The sequence below is a fragment of the Pseudarthrobacter sp. TE3704 genome (genome assembly GCF_056279405.1).
Genome location: NZ_JBWCCJ010000004.1, coordinates 639355 through 661132, shown reverse-complemented (window position 1 = coordinate 661132; position 21778 = coordinate 639355). Strand labels below are relative to the sequence as shown.

At 67.3% G+C, this 21778-nt stretch carries 22 protein-coding genes and 1 pseudogene; 8 read left to right on the top strand and 15 right to left on the bottom strand.

All coding sequences use genetic code 11. The features are described 5' to 3' along the window. A pseudogene (locus ACZ9BC_RS14280) lies at window positions 1–421 on the top strand (S1 family peptidase); the annotation flags it as partial. 65 nt (window positions 422–486) lie between these two features. Here ACZ9BC_RS14280 and ACZ9BC_RS14275 read toward each other — a convergent pair. Beyond that, the gene (locus tag ACZ9BC_RS14275) at window positions 487–936 is read right to left on the bottom strand and encodes a PaaI family thioesterase (RefSeq protein WP_476246478.1); all 450 of its coding nucleotides are present in this window, start codon (window positions 934–936) and stop codon (window positions 487–489) included. 164 nt (window positions 937–1100) lie between these two features. Between ACZ9BC_RS14275 and paaZ the strand changes: the two genes are divergently transcribed. Continuing rightward, window positions 1101–3212 (top strand): phenylacetic acid degradation bifunctional protein PaaZ, encoded by a 2112-nt coding sequence (gene paaZ / locus ACZ9BC_RS14270; RefSeq protein WP_476246477.1) that lies wholly within the window; start codon window positions 1101–1103, stop codon window positions 3210–3212. 56 nt (window positions 3213–3268) lie between these two features. Beyond that, entirely contained in the window at window positions 3269–3493 is a 225-nt protein-coding gene (locus ACZ9BC_RS14265) for a hypothetical protein (protein WP_079597472.1), read from the top strand. On the opposite strand, the gene ACZ9BC_RS14260 is transcribed toward ACZ9BC_RS14265, so the two are convergent. The 5 genes from ACZ9BC_RS14260 to phnD are packed head-to-tail and all read right to left on the bottom strand — an operon-like array spanning window position 3490 to window position 7459. Beyond that, window positions 3490–4143, bottom strand: a complete 654-nt coding sequence (locus tag ACZ9BC_RS14260; RefSeq protein ID WP_476246476.1) for a TetR/AcrR family transcriptional regulator — start codon at window positions 4141–4143, stop codon at window positions 3490–3492. The two genes, ACZ9BC_RS14265 and ACZ9BC_RS14260, sit on opposite strands and share 4 nt — an antisense overlap. Continuing rightward, the gene (locus tag ACZ9BC_RS14255) at window positions 4140–4904 is read right to left on the bottom strand and encodes a tyrosine-protein phosphatase (protein WP_476246475.1); all 765 of its coding nucleotides are present in this window, start codon (window positions 4902–4904) and stop codon (window positions 4140–4142) included. The genes ACZ9BC_RS14260 and ACZ9BC_RS14255 overlap by 4 nt, the downstream gene beginning before the upstream one ends. After that, the gene (gene phnE, locus ACZ9BC_RS14250) at window positions 4901–5752 is read right to left on the bottom strand and encodes a phosphonate ABC transporter, permease protein PhnE (RefSeq protein ID WP_476246474.1); all 852 of its coding nucleotides are present in this window, start codon (window positions 5750–5752) and stop codon (window positions 4901–4903) included. Before phnE ends, ACZ9BC_RS14255 begins: the two co-directional genes overlap by 4 nt. Beyond that, on the bottom strand, window positions 5736–6554 hold the full coding sequence (locus ACZ9BC_RS14245; protein ID WP_476246473.1) for a phosphonate ABC transporter ATP-binding protein: 819 nt from the start codon (window positions 6552–6554) through the stop codon (window positions 5736–5738). Before ACZ9BC_RS14245 ends, phnE begins: the two co-directional genes overlap by 17 nt. Next, complete coding sequence (gene phnD / locus ACZ9BC_RS14240; protein WP_476246472.1) at window positions 6554–7459, bottom strand: phosphate/phosphite/phosphonate ABC transporter substrate-binding protein; 906 nt, start codon at window positions 7457–7459, stop codon at window positions 6554–6556. Before phnD ends, ACZ9BC_RS14245 begins: the two co-directional genes overlap by 1 nt. Window positions 7460–7693: 234 nt before the next feature. On the opposite strand from phnD, the gene ACZ9BC_RS14235 reads away from it, so the two are divergent. Together ACZ9BC_RS14235 and ACZ9BC_RS14230 are read left to right on the top strand one after the other, a co-directional pair. After that, a complete protein-coding gene (locus ACZ9BC_RS14235) occupies window positions 7694–8641 on the top strand; it encodes a manganese catalase family protein (RefSeq protein WP_476246471.1) in 948 nt (315 codons plus the stop codon). A gap of 69 nt (window positions 8642–8710) precedes the next feature. Beyond that, a complete protein-coding gene (locus ACZ9BC_RS14230; protein ID WP_476246470.1) occupies window positions 8711–9118 on the top strand; it encodes a VOC family protein in 408 nt (135 codons plus the stop codon). Window positions 9119–9188: 70 nt separating this feature from the next. Here the strand turns inward: ACZ9BC_RS14230 and ACZ9BC_RS14225 are convergent, their stop codons facing one another. From ACZ9BC_RS14225 to ACZ9BC_RS14205, 5 genes are all read right to left on the bottom strand, one after another. Further along, complete coding sequence (locus tag ACZ9BC_RS14225) at window positions 9189–9494, bottom strand: hypothetical protein (RefSeq protein WP_476246469.1); 306 nt, start codon at window positions 9492–9494, stop codon at window positions 9189–9191. Window positions 9495–9520: 26 nt separating this feature from the next. Beyond that, window positions 9521–10642: a S1C family serine protease gene (locus ACZ9BC_RS14220; RefSeq protein WP_476246468.1), complete on the bottom strand. Its 1122-nt coding sequence runs from the start codon at window positions 10640–10642 to the stop codon at window positions 9521–9523. Between the two features lie 205 nt (window positions 10643–10847). Beyond that, complete coding sequence (locus tag ACZ9BC_RS14215; protein WP_476246467.1) at window positions 10848–11486, bottom strand: TetR/AcrR family transcriptional regulator; 639 nt, start codon at window positions 11484–11486, stop codon at window positions 10848–10850. Between the two features lie 60 nt (window positions 11487–11546). Further along, entirely contained in the window at window positions 11547–12908 is a 1362-nt protein-coding gene (gene paaK / locus ACZ9BC_RS14210) for a phenylacetate--CoA ligase PaaK (protein ID WP_476246466.1), read from the bottom strand. Between the two features lie 7 nt (window positions 12909–12915). Beyond that, window positions 12916–13380 (bottom strand): hotdog fold thioesterase, encoded by a 465-nt coding sequence (locus ACZ9BC_RS14205; RefSeq protein WP_476246465.1) that lies wholly within the window; start codon window positions 13378–13380, stop codon window positions 12916–12918. A 199-nt stretch (window positions 13381–13579) separates the two neighbouring features. Here ACZ9BC_RS14205 and pta point away from each other — a divergent pair, with 199 nt between their 5' ends. Continuing rightward, complete coding sequence (pta, locus tag ACZ9BC_RS14200) at window positions 13580–15658, top strand: phosphate acetyltransferase (RefSeq protein WP_476246464.1); 2079 nt, start codon at window positions 13580–13582, stop codon at window positions 15656–15658. A gap of 65 nt (window positions 15659–15723) precedes the next feature. Here the strand turns inward: pta and ACZ9BC_RS14195 are convergent, their stop codons facing one another. Next, window positions 15724–16011, bottom strand: coding sequence for a hypothetical protein (locus tag ACZ9BC_RS14195; protein WP_476246463.1), 288 nt, complete (start codon window positions 16009–16011; stop codon window positions 15724–15726). Between the two features lie 139 nt (window positions 16012–16150). Between ACZ9BC_RS14195 and ACZ9BC_RS14190 the strand changes: the two genes are divergently transcribed. Together ACZ9BC_RS14190 and ACZ9BC_RS14185 are read left to right on the top strand one after the other, a co-directional pair. Beyond that, window positions 16151–17311 (top strand): acetate kinase, encoded by a 1161-nt coding sequence (locus tag ACZ9BC_RS14190; protein ID WP_476246462.1) that lies wholly within the window; start codon window positions 16151–16153, stop codon window positions 17309–17311. A 15-nt stretch (window positions 17312–17326) separates the two neighbouring features. Beyond that, a complete protein-coding gene (locus tag ACZ9BC_RS14185) occupies window positions 17327–17902 on the top strand; it encodes a GNAT family N-acetyltransferase (RefSeq protein ID WP_476246461.1) in 576 nt (191 codons plus the stop codon). A gap of 43 nt (window positions 17903–17945) precedes the next feature. Here ACZ9BC_RS14185 and ACZ9BC_RS14180 read toward each other — a convergent pair whose 3' ends face one another. The 3 genes from ACZ9BC_RS14180 to ACZ9BC_RS14170 are packed head-to-tail and all read right to left on the bottom strand — an operon-like array spanning window position 17946 to window position 21773. Next, a complete protein-coding gene (locus tag ACZ9BC_RS14180) occupies window positions 17946–19142 on the bottom strand; it encodes an NAD(P)/FAD-dependent oxidoreductase (RefSeq protein ID WP_476246460.1) in 1197 nt (398 codons plus the stop codon). Between the two features lie 4 nt (window positions 19143–19146). Continuing rightward, entirely contained in the window at window positions 19147–19353 is a 207-nt protein-coding gene (locus ACZ9BC_RS14175) for a hypervirulence associated TUDOR domain-containing protein (RefSeq protein WP_009356625.1), read from the bottom strand. Between the two features lie 8 nt (window positions 19354–19361). Next, window positions 19362–21773: a M50 family metallopeptidase gene (locus ACZ9BC_RS14170; RefSeq protein WP_476246459.1), complete on the bottom strand. Its 2412-nt coding sequence runs from the start codon at window positions 21771–21773 to the stop codon at window positions 19362–19364. Between the last annotated feature and the right edge of the window lie 5 nt (window positions 21774–21778).

Below are 21778 nucleotides of genomic sequence, written 5' to 3'. Positions count from 1 at the left end.
CGTTCCGGCTGACCCGGCTCCCGTTCCGGCTGACCCGGCTCCCGTTCCGGCTGACCCGGCTCCCGTTCCGGCTGACCCGGCTCCCGTTCCGGCTGACCCGGCTCCCGTTCCGGCTGCCCCGGCTGACCCGGCACCCGTTCCGGCTGACCCGGCTGACCCGGCACCCGTTCCGGCTGACCCGGCCCCAGCGGCGCCGGCAGATCCTTCAGACGGCGCCCCCGTCGTCGTACCGCCCGCTGCCAGTACGCCTCCGGCTGATCTCGCCAACACGGGGAATGGCTCACGTGCCGCGGCGGGTGCCGGCTACCTGGCCTTCACCGGTTCGTCGGCGCTGCTGCCGGTTGCCGTCGCTGCCGGCGCAGCGATCGCCGTCGGGGCAGTCCTGATGGCGCTGGTCAGGCGCAGGAAGCGCAACGGGTAGGTTTCGGCAGGCTCAACCACCGGTGCGGCTCCTGTAGGTCTCGGCAGGCTCAACCCACGGTGCGGCTACTTATGGCGCCGCATCAGCAGGTTGGTGATGCGCATGGTGCAGAGCCGATGGCCGGCTTCGTTGGTGATAACCACTTCGTGCGTGGTGAGCGTGCCGCCCAGGTGAATGGGCGTGGCCGTGATGGTCACCTGTCCCTCGCGCGCGGAGCGGTGGTGGGTGGCGGAAACGTCCACTCCCACGGCGGTCTTGCCCATGGTGCTCGCATGGATGACCGCGGCCCACGAACCCACAGCCTCGCCGACAGCCAGCGACGCCCCGCCGTGCAGCAGCCCGAAGGACTGCCGGTTCCCCTCCACGGGCATGGTGGCCACCACGCGCTCCACGGACTCTTCGACGATCTTGACGCCCATCTTTTCGTCCAGCTCGCCGAGGTGGATCTTCCACAGCTCATGCTCGGCGGCGGGATGCGCCTGGGTGTCTGATTCGTTCGGTGATGGGGCGTTCATGTGCTCTCCTTCAGGGCGGATGTGCTTCCAGTGTGCAGCGTTCCGGTGTAGTCCGTTCTAGTGTGCACGGCGGCACATTCATGTAAGGTACTTATATTACCGAACGGACGGTCAGTAATGATCGGCTGCCGTTTCCTGCCTCCTTGTTGGAAGGACCGTCAACGATGACCACCACTGCCACAGCTCCCCACGCCACGCTCGACACCGTGGAAACGGTACCCAGCTTCATCCAGGATTCCTGGTGGACGCCCGACGCCGGATCAACGGCGTCAGCCGTCCCTGTCCGTGACGCCAGCACCGGGGAGATCCTGGCCAAGGTGAGCACCGAAGGGCTGGACCTGGCCGCCGTCGTGGAGTACGGCCGCACCACCGGCCAGGCGGAACTGGGCCAGTTCACCTTCCACCAGCGCGCCCTGAAGCTCAAGGAACTGGCGCAGTACCTGCACGCCCGGCGGGAACACTTCTACGCCTTCTCCGCGCAGACCGGCGCCACCAAGATCGACAACCTGATCGACATCGACGGCGGCATCGGCGTCCTGTTCACCTTTGGTTCCAAGGGCCGGCGCGAACTGCCCAACTCGCAGGTGGTGGTGGACGGGCCCATGGAGGTGCTGTCCAAGGACGGCTCCTTCGCCGGCGAGCACATCTACACGCGCATTCCCGGCGTCGCCGTGCAGATCAACGCCTTCAATTTCCCGGTCTGGGGCATGCTGGAGAAATTCGCGCCCGCGTTCCTGGCCGGCGTTCCCACCATCGTCAAGCCCGCAACACCCACCGGCTACGTCGCCGCAGCCGTGGTCAAGGCCATCGTCGAATCCAATATCCTGCCCAAGGGTTCGCTGCAGCTGATCTCCGGTTCGGTCCGCGGCCTGCTGGACGTGCTGGACTACCGTGACCTGGTGGCCTTCACTGGCTCCGCGTCCACGGCCCTGTCCCTTAAGTCCCACCCCAACGTGGTCCAGGGCGGCGTCCGCTTCACCTCCGAAACCGACTCCCTGAACGCGGCCATCCTGGGCCCCGACGCCGTGGAGGGAACACCCGAATTCGACGCCTTTGTCCGCTCCGTTGTTACCGAAATGACGGCCAAGGCGGGCCAGAAATGCACGGCCATCCGCCGGGCCATCGTTCCCGAAGCGTTGGTTTCCGCGGTCAGCAAGGCCATCGGCCAGCGGCTCACCGAACGCGTGGTGCTGGGTGATCCCCGCGCGGACGGCGTCACCATGGGCGCCTTGGCATCCGTGGAACAGCTTAAGGACGTCCGCGCGGCCGTGCAGTCAATGCTCGACGCCGGCGGTGAGCTTGCGTACGGAACGCTTGATTCGCCGTCGGTCACCTCTGCGGACGGTTCCACCGGGGTTGTGGACGGAGGCGCGTTCATGGCGCCGGTCCTGCTGAACTGGAACAACCCCGAGGCGGAGGAAGTCCACTCGCTGGAGGCGTTCGGGCCGGTCTCGTCGGTGATCGGGTACAAGGACACCGCCGACGCCGTCCGCCTCGCCGCCCGCGGCAGCGGTTCCTTGGTGGCCACGGTGTGCACCAACGATCCTGACGTTGCCCGCGAACTCGTGACGGGCATCGCCGCGCACCACGGACGCGTCCTGATGCTCAACCGCGAGGACGCCAGAAGCTCCACCGGCCACGGCTCACCTGTCCCGCACCTGGTCCACGGCGGTCCCGGACGGGCCGGCGGCGGCGAGGAGCTGGGCGGCATCCGGTCCGTCATGCACCACATGCAGCGCACCGCCATCCAGGGGTCGCCGAACATGCTCACCGCAATCACCGGCGTCTGGCATGCCGGGGCAGACCGGAACTTCACCGTTGAGACTGAGGGAATCCACCCGTTCCGGAAATCCCTGGCGACACTGCGGATCGGCGACGCCGTCCGCTCCGACCTGCGCCAGGTCACTTTGGAGGACATCACCGCGTTCGCCAACTCAACCGGCGACACGTTCTATGCCCACACCAACCAGGAAGCCGCCGAGGCCAACCCGTTCTTCCCGGGCATCGTGGCCCACGGCTACCTGCTGTTGAGCTGGGCGGCCGGCCTGTTCGTGGAGCCCGCGCCGGGGCCCGTCCTGGCCAACTATGGCCTGGAGAACCTGCGCTTCATCACCCCCGTTGCCGCCGGCGATTCCATCCGGGTGACCCTCACCGCCAAAAGGATCACGCCGCGCGAAACCGACGAGTACGGCGAGGTGGCCTGGGATGCCGTCCTCACCAACCAGAACGACGAGATCGTGGCCACCTACGATGTCCTCACCCTCGTGGAAAAGTAGCCGGGGCACCATGGCCGGTGGTTGCCGTCACGGCAAGAGGGTGATTCGCTGGTGGCATGAGCGATAAGGAAACCCCCGGCAACCAGGATCTTCCCACTGACGAGCATCTGCGTGAGGACATCGCCCCCGGGTCCGGGGAGGAACAGGCAGCCTCCCCGGACGGACACTTCCTGCCCGGCCAGACCAATGCCGGCCAGCAGGTTGGCGGACTGGCCTCGGCCACCGGCTACGGGGACGGCCAGGACCCCGACAAGCGGGACGACAGCAACAACCCGATCTAGGCTTCGGACACCATGCCCCGCCAGGCGACCTCCAGCGCGGACCGGCAGCGGGCCCTGGTGTTCCCGTCGTAGAGGTCATCGCCGCGGACCACCAGCTGGTAGTAGAACACACCGGCGATGAGGTCGAAACAGGCTTCGGGATCGAGGTCCGCCCGCAGTTCGCCCCGCTGGATGCCGGTGCGGAGCGCATTCTCGATGGGTGCCCGCCGCCGGGACACATGGGAGGTCCAGTACGCCTTCTGCAGTTCACGGTCCGCCATGGCCAGCCGGATCCTCTGCCGGAACCGCTCGTCGGGGTAGTCCACCGGCCCGGTGCCGGCCGTGGCGCCCAGCAGGGTTTCGAGGATAACGTCCCGCAGGTTGCCGTCAGCAGGGATCGCGGGAGGCATTTCACGCCCCACGTCGAGTGCGGCAGCGATGAGGGTGGCCAGCGAGGGCCACCGCCGGTACAGGGCGGCACGGCTGACTCCGCTGCGGTCCACGATCCGCGCCGCGGTCACGTCCTGCTTGTCGTCAATGAGTTCCAGGACGGCTGCCAGGACCTGGGCGTCGATGTCCTCATTGCGTGGCCGGCCGGGGCCCCGTCGCTGGCTACGCGCGGGGGCCTCACCCCTACCGGTGGCAAGAGTCCCGGTGGCGGGAGCGGTCATGCAAGGGCCCGTTCCCGGAGGCGGGTGATGGTCCCGTTGCTTAGTCCGGCGGCCCGGAGGGGAGCCAGCGCGTCTCCGTGGCGTTCCCGCAGCCTGGCAAGCATCGTAAGCATCGAGATGTCCATCGGTTCGTCGGAGAAGGTCACCGCCGTCATGGCGTCCAGGTCGAAACCGAGGCGGGCCATCAGCGCACCCATGGTGGGCCGCAGGCGCTGCAGGATTGCGGTCATGTTGGAGTGGGTGCGGGCGTAGTCGGCGACGATGGCGTCATCGCCGGCACCCAGTGCCAGCAGCAGGGCCGCGGCCAGGACGCCGGTCCGGTCCCTGCCTGCGGCGCAGTGGAAGGCGGTGGCCCCGGGGGCAAGGGCGATGATTCCCAGGGCGCTGGCGAGCTGCGGCGCTGCAGTTTCCACCATCCGGGCGTACATCTCGCCCATGGCGACGTGCTCGATGACTGGAGTGCCGCCGTCGGGCATTCCCGCGGTGATGCTCTCCATCAGGGGCAGGTGGTGGTAGGCCACCGGGTAGTTGGCGAGCGGGCCGCGGCCCGTGAGCGCGGCTTCGTCGTTGGTGCGCAGATCGATGACGGCGGCGAGCCCGTTGTCCACCAGAAGGCGTGCGTCCTCGTCGGTGATGACGGAGAGGTCATCGGCGCGCAGGGCCAGGCCTTCCCGCAGGACACCTCCCTCGATGGGGATGCCCCCAAGGTCCCGGAGGTTGACCGGAGCGCTGAGCTCGATGTCGATGATTGGTGCTGTCATGTGATTCTCCTTCGGATGAGTGCGCTGCCCTGGTCAATGACCGTGACGAGCGCGATGATGCAGATGATGATGGCGCTGAGGTGTCCGTAGTCGTACATCCGCATTGCCGTGGTGAGTTCAAGGCCAATGCCGCCGGCGCCCACGAGGCCCAGAATTGTCGCTCCGCGAACATTGCCCTCGAACAGCAGGAGCGTGTACGAGACCAGCAGCGGTGCTGCCTGCGGGACGATGCCGTAGTGGATGACCTGGCGCTTCGACGCGCCCACCGCCTCCATCGCGGTGACGGGCCCGCGGTCCACCGACTCCATCGCCTCGGCGAAGATCTTGCCAATCGAGCCGAGGGAGCCAAGTGTCATGGCGAGGATTCCGGCGAACGGTCCCAGGCCGACGGCGGAGACGAACATGAGCGCGAACACCAGGTCGGGTACCGAGCGGATGATGTTCATGACCCAGCGCGCGGGGTAGTAGAGCCAGGGCGGGGCGATGTTGGACGCCGCGGCAAACGCCACCAGCAGCGAGAGGACCGCGCCGAGCACGGTTCCGACGATGGCCATCTGCAGCGTTTCAACCAGCAGCGCAACGATGGTGCCGAATTTGGAAAAGTCGGGCGGGAAGAGCCGCGACAGGAACTCGCCCATGTTGACCGTTCCTTCGCCGAGTTTGGCGAAGTTGAATTCGGCGCCCCAGAAGGACCAGGCCAGCACGATGAGCGCGAGCGGAATGCCCGTGAGGAACCGTGCGCGGGGCACGCGGAAAGCACGCTCGAGGCGCAGCCGTTCTGCCGGGTCCATGGGCGGGCCCGCTGTTGAGGCTCCGCGGGCCGCCGTGGCTTCAGAGGTGGTGGTCAACGGGCTCTCCTTCGTCGTCGTAGAGCGATGACAGCTTGGGGGCATCAAGCCCGGGGGTGGGCGCCGAGATGAGCATCCGGCCCTGCCGGAGCCCCACGATGCGGTCGCTGTACTCGAGGGCGAGGGGAAGGACGTGGAGGCTTACGAGAACCGGGATGCCGTCTTCCGTGGCGATTTCACGCAGCAGGCCCAGCACGGAGCCGGCGAGTTTCGGGTCAAGGGAGGCCACCGGCTCGTCGGCGAGAATGACGCGGGGCTGCTGCATCAGCGCCCGGGCGATGGCCACCCGCTGCTGCTGGCCGCCGCTTAGCGAACGGGCAGGCTCCTTCGCTTTATGCGCGATGCCCACCCGGTCCAGGTAATGCATGGCCAGGCGGCGGTGCGCGCTGCTGAACCCGCCCACGAGGTTGCCGGGCCCCGCGTTGTGCAGGGCACCGGTGAGGACGTTCGTGAGGACGCTCAGGCGCGGAATCAGGTTGAACTGCTGAAAGACCTGCCCGACGTCGGAGCGCAGCTTCCGCAGGTCGCCGCGCCGAAGGTTGGTGGCATCGTAGCCGGCCACCCTGGCGGTTCCCGCCGTGATGGGCGCGAAGCCGGTGAGGCTCTTCATGAGCGTGGACTTGCCGGAGCCTGAAGCGCCCAGGAGAGCCACCATTTCGCCCGGGCGGACGTCCAGGTCCACGCCGTCCAGCACCGGCTGGTTGCCGTAAGCCACGGTGAGGTTCCGGACCGAGATCAGCGGGAGTGCCTGCAGCAGTTGTGCCTCGGGAGTACAGGTTGCTGCGGAGATGGTGGCGTTCATCAGCCCAGGTCCTCGAGCTTCACATCGGCCACCGAGGCGATCTCGGCGAAGGAGTCGAAGATGGCCGGTTCCGGATCCATGACTTCCTCGAGGCCGATGAAGCCCTTGCCGAGTGCGCCCAGCGCTTCGGCGTTGTTCTCCGAGAACACCTTGGGCAGCGCCTCCTGCAGCTGCCGGCGGGTCTCGCTGTCCAGAGACTGGCGGGCAAGCACGCTGCCCATGACGTCCATCGCGGGGCTCTTGCCAATGCCGCGCCACTCACCCTCCGCGAAGGGGAACATGGGTGCGCCGAGCTCGGTGAGCATGACGGCGGTGCAGGCGGCGTCCACCTGGCCCTGCTTCAGTGCGGCGAAGCTGCCCTCGTGCCCGCCGGCAAAGATGGCCTCGTAATCCTGGCCCTTCTTCAGTCCTGCCTCGTGCAGCATGTAGACCGGCATGAAATAGCCGGAACTCGATGCCTGGTCTGCGAAGGCAACAGTCTTGCCCCGCAGGTCTTCAAGCTTCTGGACCGGGGAACCGTCCAGCACCACGCAGGTGGAGACGGGGTCGTCGCTGCCGGCCCACGCCATCAGGGAGTCCACCTCGCCGGTGTTCACAGCCAGGGCAGACGGGAAACCGCTCATGATGCCGATGTCCACGTGGTCGCCACGGATGGCTTCCACAACGCTGAGGTAGTCGGGTACGTCCGTGACCTCCACCTCGCGGCCGGTTTCGGCCTCCAGCAGTTCGGCGAACGCCTCGATGGGGTTCGCCTGGGTGGGGTCATCACCGAGGGGAATGGTGGCGATGGTGATCGGAGCGCTTGCAGGGTCCGCAGGCTCGGAAGCGGCTGCCTGGCAGCCCGTGAGTGCAAGGAGGGTGCTGACACCCAGGATGCCGAGGGCAGGAGGAGTGGGATAACGCATGATGTCCTTCGCGGAAGATGAGGGGGATTATCGAGAACACCGATATCCAAACTCCGCCAGACAACGGGAAATTACGAGAACGCCGTACTGCAAAAGAAACGGCAGGTTAACAATGGGAGGCGAAAAGTAGTAAGTACCCTTGCGATTAAAGCTAAGCATGCTTACGGTGGTGGCATCCATTCACCTGAGCAGGACCTTCGGTGAGAGCAAACCAGCGAAACGAGGAAATGGCCCATGTACTTGCATACCCAGCTTCTGATCAATGAAATTGCCGCCGATGAGCCGGATCCGGCTGCAGCCAACGCCCTGCAGGAAGGCCTGGGCGGCCAGTTCGGCGAGATGCGCACCATGATGCAGTACCTCTTCCAGAGCATGAACTTCCGTGGCGACCCTTCCTCCAAGCCCTACAAGGACCTCCTGCAGGGCGTGGGAACGGAGGAGATCAGCCACGTTGAACTGATCGGCACCACCATTTCGCAGCTCCTGGACGGATCCCCGCGCTACCAGGGCAAAAAGACCGACCCCGTGGACGAGCCCGGCGCCAAGGGTGCCACGCCCCTCAAGATCGCGCTCGACACCAGCAACATCCACCACTACCTGGTGGGCGCGCAGGGTGCCCTGCCCGTGGATGCGGCGGGCAATCCGTGGAGCGGCTCCTACGTCTACAACAGCGGCAATCTGGTCCTGGACCTGCTCTACAACCTGATGCTCGAATCCACCGGCCGCCTGCAGAAGTGCCGCATCTACGAGATGACGGACAACAAGACGGCGCGTTCCACCATCGCCTACCTCATTGTCCGGGACCAGGCCCACGAGAACGCCTTCGCCAAGGCACTGGAAAGCCTGGGCGTGAACTGGGGCAAGGTCCTGCCCATCCCCAAGACCAACGCCGAACAATTCCCCGAAGTGAAAAAGCTGCTGGACACGGGGCTGCAGAGCATCCAGTACACCTTCAGTGCGGACAACCTCAGCCAGGCGGGCAAGCTGTACCGGGGCGCCTCGCCATCAAACGACGGTACCGAACTCACCACGGACGTTATGCCCGAAGGTTTCCCGATGTCCATGTCCCCGGAGCGGAAAGAGGAGTTTGCCCCGGGCCTGGACCCCGAACTGCTGGCCCTGATCCAGGCCACGGCCGAAGTGGAACTGGCGGAAGCCAACAACCCCAAAGAGCCAAAGTAGCCGGGCCGAAAATTCGGGGTTCTTTCCCGGTGCCGCAGGCGTAAGATTCTGCCCGTAGGAGGTGGCCACATGAGCCTGAAAATGAACACAGCCACAACCATCCTGCCAGTCGATGACCCCGCTCGCGCCCACAGTTTCTATACGGAAAAGCTCGGACTCCCGCACTGCGGCACGGCTGACGACGGCAGCGAACTGCTCGGCACCGACGGCGGCCCCATGCTGCAGTTGATGCATGTCTCGGACGGCAGACACTCCGAGCACACCGCCCTGAGCTTCGAAGTGACGGACATCGAGAAGACGGTGCGGGATATGGAATCGATGGGGGTGCAGTTCCAGGACTACGACCTGCCGAATCTCAAGACCGAAAACCATATCTGCACCAGGGACTCGGAGAAGTCTGCCTGGTTCATGGACACCGAGCACAACATCCTGTGCGTCCATGAAGGCTTGGGAAGCACCATGGAGTACCAGCTCTAACAGAACAAAAAGACGGCAGGGGCGCCCCGGATCATCCGGGGCGCCCCTGCCGTTGTGGTGAGCTAATAAGTCAGGATTCGGCGCCGCCGTGTAGGCCGTCGTCGCTGCTGTCGTCCTCGGGGCCTGTTCCGCGCCCGCTCCGGCTTTGGTCCGAGAGGTCCATGTTGCCGCGGGCCTCGTCCATGGTGGGTCCGCCGGAGGGCACGCTGTACGTGTCCGGCCGGATGCCGTGGGCCTGCTCCTCAATAAGGGCCTGCTCTTCGCTGAAGCGGATCACGTTCGCTTCGTCGCCGGCGTCGCCGGGTACGTCCTCGCGGACCTTGGACGGATCCGGAATGATGAATCCTGCGTCTGCTTCATCTTTGGGGTGGCTCATTGTCTTACCTTCCTGTCGGGGTGGTGCTAACTTGCGGGCCGTTCGGTGAGTTCCGCCTTGATGTCCAGGCTCTCGTCCCCCCGCTTGACCTTGAACCCGATAGAGTCGCCGGGGTTGCGGTTGCGGAGTTCAGCCAGGAGCCTTTCCGGCGCGTCCAGCTCCACGCCTTCCATGGATTCCAGGACGTCGCCGGGGCGGATGCCGGCACGTCCGGCAGGGCCGTCCTCGTCAACGTTCAGAACCACGACGCCGGTGCTTGCGTCGATGCCCAGCTGCTCGGCGATCTGCCGCGTGAGTTCGCCCGGCGTCAGTCCCACATAGGCGTGCTCGGCGGTGCCGTCGGCCAGGAGCTCCTCCGCGACTTCCACTGCCGTGGCCGCGGGGATGGCAAAGCCCAGCGCCACCGCGCCGGTGGACGGCGGGAGGTAGGCCTCACTGATCCCGATGATCTCGCCGCGCATGTTGATCACGGCACCGCCCGAGTTGCCCGGGCTGATGGGCGCGTCGGTCTGGATCAGGTCCACCAGGGACAGGCTGTTGGAGGCGGAGCCCGGGATGGAGCGGTGGAGCCCGGAAATGATGCCGGCAGTGGCGGTGTTTTCGAAGCCGAGCGGGGAGCCCAGCACCAGTGCCCCCTCGCCGACTTTCGGCAGGTTGGTCTGGTACGTCGGCTTCGGCAGGCCGGTCCGGTTGGCCTGGACCAGGGCGAGGTCTGTCACGGCGTCGGTGGCCCGGACCGTGCCCTCCACCCGCTGGCCGTCGGCGAATGCCACTTCCACCGTGGTGTTGCCGCGGATCACGTGCTCGTTGGTCAGGATGAGGCCGTCCTCGGAGTAGACCACCCCGCTGCCCAGCCCGCCGTCAGTGAAGATGGTGACCACCGATGGCGAAAGATTCTCCACCAGCTGGGGAACGTTTCCGGCCGCATCAGCGCCGCTGCCTGTGGCCGGCGCCGCGGTTGCCGGGGCTGATGCCGAGGGCCTGGCAGTAGTCCCGGTGTTCGTTGCTGTCGCGGCGGTTTCGCTCGGGGCCGGGGGAGGAGGAGAGCCGCCGGTGCAGGCGGAAAGAACGACGGCGGCACTTACGGCAGCTGCTGCGGCGGCAGTCCTGCATCGGCCGGGACGCGTTGGACGTGTGGCCGGGCTCATTCTCAACCTCCCTGCAGATGGTGGCTTTCCTACCACCGTAGCCGGGGAGCGACTGAAATACCAAGCACACTTAGTATCTGCGGAAATTGGGTCGTGCCTGGCAGCGCGCGGGGCAACCGAAAGTGGCGCGGCAGCCCAACTGGGTAGCATCAACTGTCGTTTAGAGGCTCCATAACGACAGTTGGCGCTACTTGGTTGGGAGAGCCTAGGAGTGGCCGTGGAGGCCGTCGAACGCCATGGTGATCACGTCGTCGGCAAGCCTTGTGGGCGAGAGTGCACCGCCGGGCTTGTACCACTCCACAATCGAGTTGATCATGCCGAACAAAAGCCGGGTGACCGTCCGCGGATCGATGTCCTGGCGCAGCGAGCCCTCGTCGCGGGCCGCGGAAATCAGTCCGGCCACCTTGTGGTCGAACGTGCGCCGCCGCTCCAGCGCGTCCCGTTCGATCTCGGTGTTGCCGCGCAGGCGCAGCAGCAGCGTGACGAACGGCAGCCGGTCCACCAGCACGGCCACGGTCTGCCGGAGGACGAACTCGAGCCGGGCGTCGGCGGCTCCGGACGTGGCCTCCGGCTCTTCCAGGATGGCCTCGAGGCCGCCCAGCGCGTGGTCCAGGGCGAGCTTGAGGAGGTCGCCCTTGGACGGCACGTGGTGGTAGATGGCGGACTTGGAGATGCCCAGGTTTTCGGCCAGGATGCCCATGGACGTGGCGTCGTAGCCGTGCCGGTTGAAGACGTCCACGGCGATGCGCAGCACTGACTGCTGGTCATAGCCGGGGCGCCCGCGCTTGGTGCCGGCGCTGCTCGCTGAACTGCCGGGGCTTGAGGTTTCGGTGGTGCTGGGCATAGTGGCTAGTTTCTCACGAACGGTCGGTAAGTCCGGGACGCCCCCGCACCATCGGTCCTGCTACCCCTTCGGCCGAAGGTCGTAGATCCGGCGCAGCTTGCCGTTGGACCGCTCCAGCGAGCCCGGCTCCACCACGTCCACCGCGCACGAAGAACCCACGTGGATCTTAATCTGCTCTTTCAAGGCGCGCGCCGCCGTCGTGCTCTGCTCGGGGGTGACGTTGTCCCGGCGCTCGATCCGGACCGTCAGCTGGTCCATCCGCTGGCCCTCCGGCCGGGTGAGTTCGAGCTGGAAGTGCGGGCTGAGCTCGGGGATCCGCAGCGCGATCTCCTCGATCTGCGACGGGAAGAGGTTCACGCCGCGCAGGATGATCATGTCGTCGCTGCGGCCGGTGATACGTCCCATCCGGCGGTGTGCGGGGCGGGCGGTGCCCGGGAGGAGGCGGGTAAGGTCCTTGGTGCGGTAGCGGATGATGGGGAGCGCTTCCTTGGTGAGCGAAGTGAACACCAGTTCGCCGTGCTCGCCGTCGCCCAGGACGTTTTCCTTGCCCGCCACGGGGTTGAAGGGGTCGATGATTTCGGGGCGGAAATGGTCCTCCCAGATGTGGCTGCCGTCCTGCGTCTCCACGCACTCGCCGGCGACGCCCGGGCCCATCACCTCGGACAGCCCGTAGATGTCGCAGGCCTTGATGTTCATGGTGACTTCGAGCTCGTGCCGCATCTCCTGGGTCCACGGCTCGGCGCCCAGCACCGCGTATTTAAGCGACGTGGAGGTGGGGTCGATGCCCATGTGCGCCATGGCGTCGGCGATGGTCAGCAGGTAGGTGGGCGTGGCCAGGATGGCGTCCGGCTGGAAGTCCTGGATCAGCTGGATCTGGCGTTCGGTCTGCCCGCCGGACATGGGGATGACGGTGCAGCCCAGTGCCTCGGCGCCGGCGTGGGCGCCCAGGCCGCCGGTGAACAGGCCGTAGCCGTAGGCGTTGTGGACCTTCATGCCGGGGCGGATGCCGGACGCGCGGAAGCAGCGGGCCACGAGCTTGGCCCAGTCGGCCAGGTCCTGCTTGGTGTACCCGACGACGGTGGGCCGCCCGGTGGTGCCGGAGCTGGCGTGGACGCGGGCCACCTCGTTCTGCGGCACGGCGAACATGCCGAACGGGTATTCCGCGCGCAGGTCTTCCTTGGTGGTGAACGGGAAGCTGCCCAGGTCGCTGAGTTCGCGCAGGTCGGAGGGGTGGATGCCGGCGTCGTCGAACTTGCGCTTGTACAGCGGCACGCGCTCGTAGGCGTAGGCCACCGTGTGCTGCAGGCGGCTGAGCTGGAGCGCCTCGAGCTCGTCGCGGGAGATGGTCTCCTCGCGGTCCAGGACGGCGTCCGCCTGTGCTGAGGTTGCTGCGGCGGGGGTTTCGGGGGCGTGCAGGGTCATGGTCTACCTACTTCTTGGGGATGGTGCGGCTGCGTCCGCGGAACTCGGCAATGAGTTCGCCGGGGGTGCCGGAGGTGGCTTCTGCCTGGGGGGAGTCGGCGGCGAAGATCTGGATGTCGTACAGGCCGCTGCGCCCGGCGCTGGAACGGCGGTCCGCGACGGCGGTCAGCACCTGGCCGCGGAAGGCGGGCTTGAGGAAGTTGATGTCCACGCCGGAGGCCACGGTGATGTTGTTTTCCTCCCCGGGGGCCGGGACGGCCGGGTTGCATGCGAGCGCAAACGCCGTGTCCCCGAAGGCGAAGATCATTCCGCCGTGGGCCATGCCGAAGCCGTTGAGCATTTCCTGCCGGAGGGTCATCCGGATGGTGGCGTGGCCGTCGCTCAGCGAGAGGACCTTGATGCCCATCCACTCGGAGGCGTAATCGTTCTCCAGGATCTGGTGATGGGGCCCGGAAAGGGTTGTTTCAGCCATGCGTCATTGCCTCCAGCTTTATTTACCGAATGTTCATTAGGTAATCCCATGAGGGGGTCCGGTGTCAAGGGCGTGCGGCCTTCCCGAGATGGCACTTCACGGCAGTCCCGGGGTCGGATACTGCCGTGAAGTGCCATCTCGCGGGGTGGGAGGTGCGAGGATGGGAGGACCGGCACCAGCAGACAGCAAAGGGCAGACCATGGCCAAAGGCATCTACGTCAGCGCAACCACGCCCGGATCGGGCAAGTCCCTTGTGGCCCTGGGCCTGGCGGACACCCTGCACCGCCACGCGGACAGGATCGGCTTCTTCAAACCCGTGGTCCACGGCCCGGACGCGAATGACGACCCGATGGTTGCCCTGATGAAATCCCGCTTCGCGATGGAGGATGAGCGCTGCCGCGGCGGCCTCACCCATGAAGAGGTCAGGACCCTGTTGGCCGAGGGAAAACGGGCCGACATTGATGCCCGCTGCGTGGAGATCTTCGCAGAAATCTCCCGCCACTGTGACGTGGTGATCGTCGAGGGAACGGACCTTACCGGCCAGGACGCCGCCGTCGAATTCGACCTCAACGCCCGCCTGGCCAACAACCTGGCCGCCCCCGTGGTGGCCGTGGTGGGCGCCAAGGGGCGCACCGTCGCCGAGGCCGCGGCCGCCGTCGAGGTGGCCCGCAAGGAACTGTCAGCGGAGAAGTGCGCGCTGCTCGCCATCATGGTCAACCGCGCTGACCCGGACGACGTCGAGGCTATCGCCGCCGCCGTGAAGCCGGGCGCCTCCGGGCGGCCCGTCTATGTCCTGGCCGAGCTTGAGGAGATCGCCCGCCCCACCACGGGCGAGGTGGCCGCCGCCCTGGGCGTCCGGCAGATCGCAGGCCGGGCGGACATGGAACGTGACGTCAGGGACATCAAGGTGGCCGCGATGAACGTGGGCAACTTCCTGAACGTGCTGGACGAGGGCGCCCTGGTGATCGTGCCGGGGGACCGCGCGGACGTGATGGTCGCGTGCCTGGCGTCGTCCTTCTCGCCCGAGTTCCCGGTGGCGTCCGCCCTGATCCTGACCGGCGGGCTGGCACCGGACGCCAACATTTACCCGCTCCTGGCGCAGGCGCCGTTCCCTGTGTTCGCGGCGCGGGAGGACACCTACACCACGGCCCGGCGCGTCTCGGAGGTCCGGAGCGAGATCTGGTCCGGGCACCGGCGGAAGGTTGCCTCGGCGCTGGGGCTCTGGTCCCGGCAGGTGGACGAGGCCGAGCTCATGGAGCGCCTGCACCTGCCGCGGGCCGAGCGGATGACGCCGCTGCGGTTCCTGCATGACCTTATCGAGCGGGCCCGCGCGCAGCGCCGGCACGTGGTTCTGCCCGAGGGGACCGACGTCCGGATCCTCCGCGCGGCGGAAATCCTGCACCGCCGCGACGTCTGTGACCTGACCGTCCTGGGGCCTGAGTCGGACGTCCGGGAGCTGGCCGCCGCCCGGGGCATCGACCTCACCGGCATCAACGTGGTGGATCCTGCCACCTCAGACCTGCGTCAGAAGTTCGCCGAGCAGTACGCGGAGCTGCGCGCGCACAAGGGCGTTGACCTGCCCAAGGCGCTCGAGATCATGCAGGATGTCAGCTATTTCGGCACCATGATGGTCCAGCTGGGCGTGGTGGACGGCATGGTCTCCGGGGCCGCGCACACCACCGCGCACACCGTCCGCCCTGCCCTTGAATTCGTGAAGACCCGCGAGGGCGTGAAGATCGTGTCCTCGGTGTTCCTGATGCTGATGCCGGACCGGGTGCTGGTGTACGGCGACTGCGCTGTGAACCCGGACCCCAACGTGGAGCAACTGGCGGACATCGCGCTCGCCTCAGCCGAAACTGCCGCGCAGTTCGGTGTGGAGCCCCGGGTGGCCATGCTGTCCTACTCCACGGGCGGTTCGGGCTCCGGCGAGGCCGTGGACGAAGTCCGGCAGGCCACCGAACTGGTGCGGGAGCGGCGCCCGGACCTCGCCGTCGAAGGCCCCATCCAGTACGACGCCGCCGTGGACGCCTCGATCGCCGAGTCCAAGATGCCGGGCTCCTCAGTCGCAGGGCAGGCGACCGTGTTCATCTTCCCGGACCTGAACACCGGCAACAACACATACAAGGCGGTGCAGCAAAGCTCCGGTGCAGTCGCCGTCGGGCCCGTCCTGCAGGGGCTGCGGAAGCCGGTCAACGACCTCTCCCGCGGCTGCACCGTGGAGGACATCGTGAACACGGTGGCCATCACCGCCATCCAGGCGCAGGCGCCGGCTCTGTAGGACCTTCCCCGGGCAGAGGACGACGCCGGCGCCCACGCAGGTGCCGGCGTCGTCTTCGTTGCTGGTCAGCTGTTGTCCGGCTTGGCCAGGCTCTCCTTGTCCTCCTGCTTGGCGGGCTCGTCGGAGAGGCCCTGCGGCGTGAGGTCGAGATCCTCGGTGTTCTCGGGGGCCTGCGGGGCCTCTCCCGTTTCGGCGGCCTTGACGTTGCCGGTGTCGTCAAGGGCCGGGTTCGCGCCCTCCACACCGGTGGGGTCCTTGCTTCCGGATCCGGCGCCGGTGTGGAGCGGCGGGGTGCTGCTGGAGCCGGTGTTGGTGGGGTCGTTCTCGTCGATCGAAGTGGGCTCGTTCGTCATTGGAATGTCCTCTCGGGCGTGGTCCAGCCTGTCCGCCGACTCTAGGCACAGACGGTCCGCATCCGCAAGGAATTGGGCGCCGCGCCGCGGCACATATAGTGGGGACTGAACCGCAGACGCAAGGCTCAGGAGGCCCCACATGCTCGTGCTCGTCATCAACTCCGGCTCGTCCTCGCTCAAGTACCAGGTGCGCGACGTTGCAGCCGGGACCGTCCTGACCGAGGGGCTGATCGAGAAGATCGGCATGGGCAACGGGGGAGACGGCGACGGCGAGATCGAGGGCCCGCGGGACCACGCCGAGGCGCTGGAGCAGGTGGACGCGGCCATCCACCGGGAGCTGGGCGACCTGGAGCTCGGCGCCGTCGGGCACCGGGTTGTGCACGGCGGGGAACGGTTCGCCGAGCCGGTGCTGATCGACAACGAAATCACCCGCGCCATCGAGCGGCTCAACCCGCTGGCGCCCCTGCACAACCCGGCCAACGTCCTGGGCATCCGGGCCATCACCAAAAAGTGGCCGGACATGCCGCAGGTGGCCGTCTTCGATACCGCCTTCCACCGCACCCTTCCGGAGCACGCCTGGCGCTACGCCGTCCCGGACGAGCTGTACACCAACCACGGCATCCGCCGCTACGGCTTCCACGGCACCTCGCACGAGTACGTCACACGGCGCGCCGCCGCCCTGCTGGACATCCCGGTGGAGGAGTTCGACGGCGTCATCGCCCACCTGGGCAACGGCGCCTCCGTGACGGCGATCCGGGGCGGCCAGTCGGTGGACACCTCCATGGGCTTCACGCCGCTCGAGGGCCTGGTGATGGGTACCCGCTCCGGTGACCTGGACCCGTCAATCCTGGTGTTCCTGGGCCGTGCCGGCTGGACCCCGGAGGACATCGACACCATGCTCAACCGGGAGTCCGGGCTGAAGGGCCTGGCCGGCAACAACGACATGCGGTCCGTGGTGGAAGCATCCGAGGACGGCAACACCAAGGCGGCCACCGCTCTCGCTGTCACCTCCTACCGGCTGGCCAAGTACATCGGCGGTTACCACGTGGCCGTCGGCGGGGCCAAGGCACTGGTGTTCACGGCAGGGATCGGCGAGAACTCGCACCAATTCCGCGCGCTGGTGGCAGACAAGCTGGGAGCACTGGGCATAGAGCTCGACGGCGGCCTGAACGCCGAGCGGTCCAAGGAACCGCGCGTTATTTCCACGCCGCAGTCAGCCATCCCTGTCCTGGTGGTGCCCACTGATGAGGAACGCGCCATCGCGGAGGCGACGGCCGCCGTCGTCGGTTCCGCCCAGTAGCCCGGGGCGCGGCCAGTGCCGGACATCCGCCTGCCCATCCGCACGGAGCGGCTGGTCCTGCGCCGGTTCGACGGCGGCGACCTGGACGCATTCCACGCGTACCATTCGCTGCCCGAAACTGCGCGCTATTTGCCCGGACCGGCGAAGACCTACACCCAGTCGATGGAACGCGTGGGCCGTTACGCGAACTTCGTTTTCGAAAAAGCGGGGGACTGGGTGGCCCTGGCCATCGAGGCCGACGGCGAGCCCGGGCTTCAGGGCGAGGTGGTGCTCAAGTGGCTGCCAGGGCACCTGCAGGGCGAAGTGGGCTGGACGCTGGCACCCGCAGCCCGCGGCAAGGGCTACGCCACCGAAGCCGCGGCGGCGATGCTCGAACTGGGCTTCGGGGAGCTCGGCCTGCACCGGATCGAGGCCCGCCTGGACGAACTCAACGCGGCGTCGGCGTCCCTGTGCTGCCGGCTGGGCATGCGGCTGGAGGCACGCCACGTTGATAAGTGGCACTACAAGGGCCAGTGGGCCACGGAGCTGATCTACGCCATCCTCGCCGACGAGTGGCGCGTCGGCAGGGAACTGGACAGCCGAAACCCTTAGGCGCGCCGGTGGTTGAGCCCGTCGAAACCCAACCCCGGAACCCCTAGGCGCGGCCCTTGAGGATCATGTTCCAGTACACCTGCGGGAACATGTCCCGGTCCACCACCCAGGACAGGCGGCTCTCGTTCCACGTGGGCACCCGGGGGATGGTGGGCATGGGCCGGTAGCGGTCGTCGAACTCGGCGAACACCACCGTGTCGCGCGACACCGTGAAGGGGCACACCGAGTAGCCGTTGTACTTCTCGGGCAGCGGTTTGCCCTTCCGCGCGGCCACCAGGTTTTTCGCCAGCACCTTGGTCTGCTTGCGCAGCGCTCCGCCCGACTTGGAGTTGGTGGTGCCGGCGGCATCGCCAAGGGACCAAACGTTGGCGAAGCGGAGGTGACGCAGCGTCTGCCGGTCCACCTCCACAAAACCGCCTTTGTCGCTGGCGGCCGGCAGGTCCGTGGCCTTGAGCCAGTCCGGGGCCGACTGTGGCGGGACGCCGTTGAGTACGTCATAGTGCAGGACTTCCTCGGCGCCGGTTTCGATGTTTCGGATGGTGGCAGCCTGGCTGGCGGCGTCCACCGAGACCAGTTCGCTGTTGGTCCACAGTTCGATTCCGTACTCGGAGATCTTGCGGTCCAGCTCCCGGTCCACTTCCGGGACGCCGAACACGGTGGGGTAGGGCTGGACCATCACCACACGGATCTTGTCCAGGACACCCTGTTCCTTCCAGTAGTCGCAGGCCAGGTACATGGGCTTCTGGCTCGCCCCGCCGCACTTGATGGGGCCGGCCGGCATGGTGAACACGGCGGTGCCGGACGTCAGTCCGCTGAGCAGCGTCCAGGCCTTGGGCGCCAGGTCGAACTCGTAGTGCGAGGCGCCGTGCGGGGAGTGCACGGCCTCGGCCAGGCCGGGCACGGCGTCCCAGTCGTACTGCAGCCCCGGGCACACCACCAGCTGCCCATAGGCCACCGTGCTTCCCGAGGCGAGGGTGACCGTGTTGGCATTCGCGTCGACGTCCACTGCCGCGTCGCGGATCCAGGTCACGCCTTTGGGGGTTACCGACTGCTGGGTCCGGACGGCTTCCTTCGCCTGCGCCCGGCCCCCTGCAATGTGGGAGAACAGCGGCTGGTAAAGGTGGTGGTCCTTGGGCTCGATCAGTGCCACGTCCTTGACGCCGTAGCGTTCCAGCCGGGCGGCAAGGGAGACGCCGGCATTCCCGCCGCCGATGATGAGGACCTCGTGCTGGGTAGCCATGCCGTTACTTCTTCTCTGTCAGGGCGGACGCCTTGTGCGCGGCACGGGCGCCGGTCTTGGCCGATTCCACAACGTACTGCGGCTCATCCTCGCTGGCCCGGTGCGTGTGCCCGTCCAGTTCGAAGTCGCTGGTTTTCTTCTCGATGATCTTGCCGTGCGTCTTGCCCTGCGACGTATTCCACTCCACGGATGTTCCCTTGCTCAATGACATTGGCTCTCCTAGCTGGGGTTGGCGGTGGGTTGGGGCTCCACGGCGGGGGCCGTGCCCCCAGTATCCGCCGTTGGCACCGGCGTCTCAATGGGGACGTACGACGGCGGCGGGTCACCCGCGGCGGGCTGCGTTGCCGGTGCGGTGGGCATCTGGGTGGGTGCGGGTGCGGGTGCCCCTCCGGCCGGTGCCTGGGAAACGGGCCCCGTGGGCGCGCCGCCCGGGGCGTTAGGTTCGGTGGGTGCGGCTGTTCCCGTGGGAGCAGGCGTCCCGGTTGTCCTAGTGGCGCTGGGGTCCGCTTTGATGATTGCGGTGATCTGCTCCTTGTAGGCCGCGAGCCGGGCCTGGATTTCCGAGAGGGGAACGTTCTGGATGTTCCGGCCGTATTCTGCGATCTCAGCCCACAGGGCATTGAGCTGTTCGCGACTGCCCGTGCCCAGCGGGCCATCGAGGGTGAGGACCAGCTGGCTGGCCAGCGCATAGGTGAGGCAGTCCACGCAGTTGTAATTTGCCGCGGCCGACAGGTTTTCGGGGACGATGACGTCCGCCTCACCAACGATGAGCACCACCTGGAAACCCACCGCCACGGCGGCACACCCGGTGCAGCTGGCGAAGGCGTAGGCCTCGTTCCGGGTATCTACGGGTTCGCCGTCCTCGGCCCACACCAGCGCAAAGGCCACACTGTACGTCACCGAACCGTCGGTGGTGTTCACCGCCAGCGCCTGGTTCCCGTCCTCCTCCGGCGCGGCCGGCCGGTCGAACGGGAACACCCAGGACGGTGCAGCGGTGCCCGCAGCAGTTGCAGCGGACGCGGTGCCGGAGCCGCTCTTCTCCACCGGCACCAGCACCATGCTCAGCTGGGGGTTCTCCCGGGTCGGCTTGGCGGCGCCTTCCGGCCAGAGTGCAACGGTTGTGCCGCTGCGGCCTTCACGCAGCACGGTGCTGCCCTGCGGAACGATTGACGAGGTGGCGTCAGCCAGCGTGCCGCGTTCGTAAGGCTGCACGGGACGGTACGTGCCGCCGTCGGGCCACCATGCCCAGCCGAGCCCGGCGAGCAGTGCCGCCACGGCGGCCGTGGCGACGGTCCGCTGGAGGACCTTGCCCCGGGTCTTCTTCCAGAGGCCGGTGACCAGCTGCCGCAGCAGCCGGAACAGGATGTACAGCATCCCGAGCATGGGCAGCGCGACGGCGGCGATCGCCAGCGCGCGCACGGCAGCGCCGGCCAGGTCCCCGTCGGAGAGGCTGGCAGCGAGCATGTCCCGCTGCCTGCCTGCGCTGTCCCAGGCGGTGGCCAGCAGCCGCGGCAGGGCGAGCACCATCATGGCCAGGCTGAACAGCAACAGCGGCACGGTGACCAGCACCCATACAGTCACCACGGCTCGGGCCCACGGCTTGAGCACCTTGTTTTCGGGCTTCCCCCAATGCCAGGGCAGCAGGCCTAAGAGGGTGGGTTTGATGCGCTGGAACAGGTCAGGCACTCCAGTGGTGTCCGCCAGGATGTGGTACCCGTCGAACCGCACCAGTGGGAGCAACTGCCGGACCATCTGCAGGATCTGGGTGACCACCACCAGCAGCAGGGCATCAAAACCGGTGGCCCACCAGAGCCCCATGATGGCAACGGCCACAATGGCGTTGAAGTACAGGCCGCCGAGGTCCGTGCGGAGGCGGCCGCCCCTGCCCAGCCGGTACGAGTCAGTGACGTCTGTGAAAAAGGCGGGCCACACGAGGTACAGGCCCGCACCCATGGCGCCGGGCGTTGCGCCGCCCTTTCGTGCGGCCGCGGCATGGCCGAACTCGTGGAAGCCGGCAGAGAGGATGGTGATGGCAAAAATCAGCAGCAGCAGCGCCGGATTGGCGAACGCCTCATGCGTGGCGGAGCCCAGGCCCTTCACCATCAGCACCCACCAGCAGGCAGCCAGGAATGCGGCAGTAACGGCTACCACGATCAGCGGGTTGAACAGCACTGCGAAGGGGGCCGTGATTTTCCTGGTGCGTTCGGGGTCCGTCACGGTGTACCGGAACCGCATACCGAGGAGCGGGTCTGCTTTCTTCACCTCCGGCTGGGAGCCGTCCGCCAGGCGGAGCAGTCCCATCGGCAGCAGTTGGGAGTCCATCAGCGTGCGCACGTTCTCCGCGCTGACCAGCCGCCCCGAACCCTGCGTGGCGTGCTGCGCGATCTCCTCCACGGTCCGGTTTCCGTCGGCACCCTCCAGCACCAGATAAAGCAGCCGGGTGAGCTGCAGGGTCTGGCCGTCGGCCCGGCGGACCAGCGAGGGAGCTTCCCGGTAACCGGATCCCCCGGACTGGCCCAGCAAGTGGACGCCGTCGGCGCGCACCGGGACCTGCAGCGGGCGCTCGGCAAGGGAGGCATGGGACGACGGCGGGCCGGCCTCGGGGCGCGGCCCGCCGGTGGCGTGGCTCATCCGTG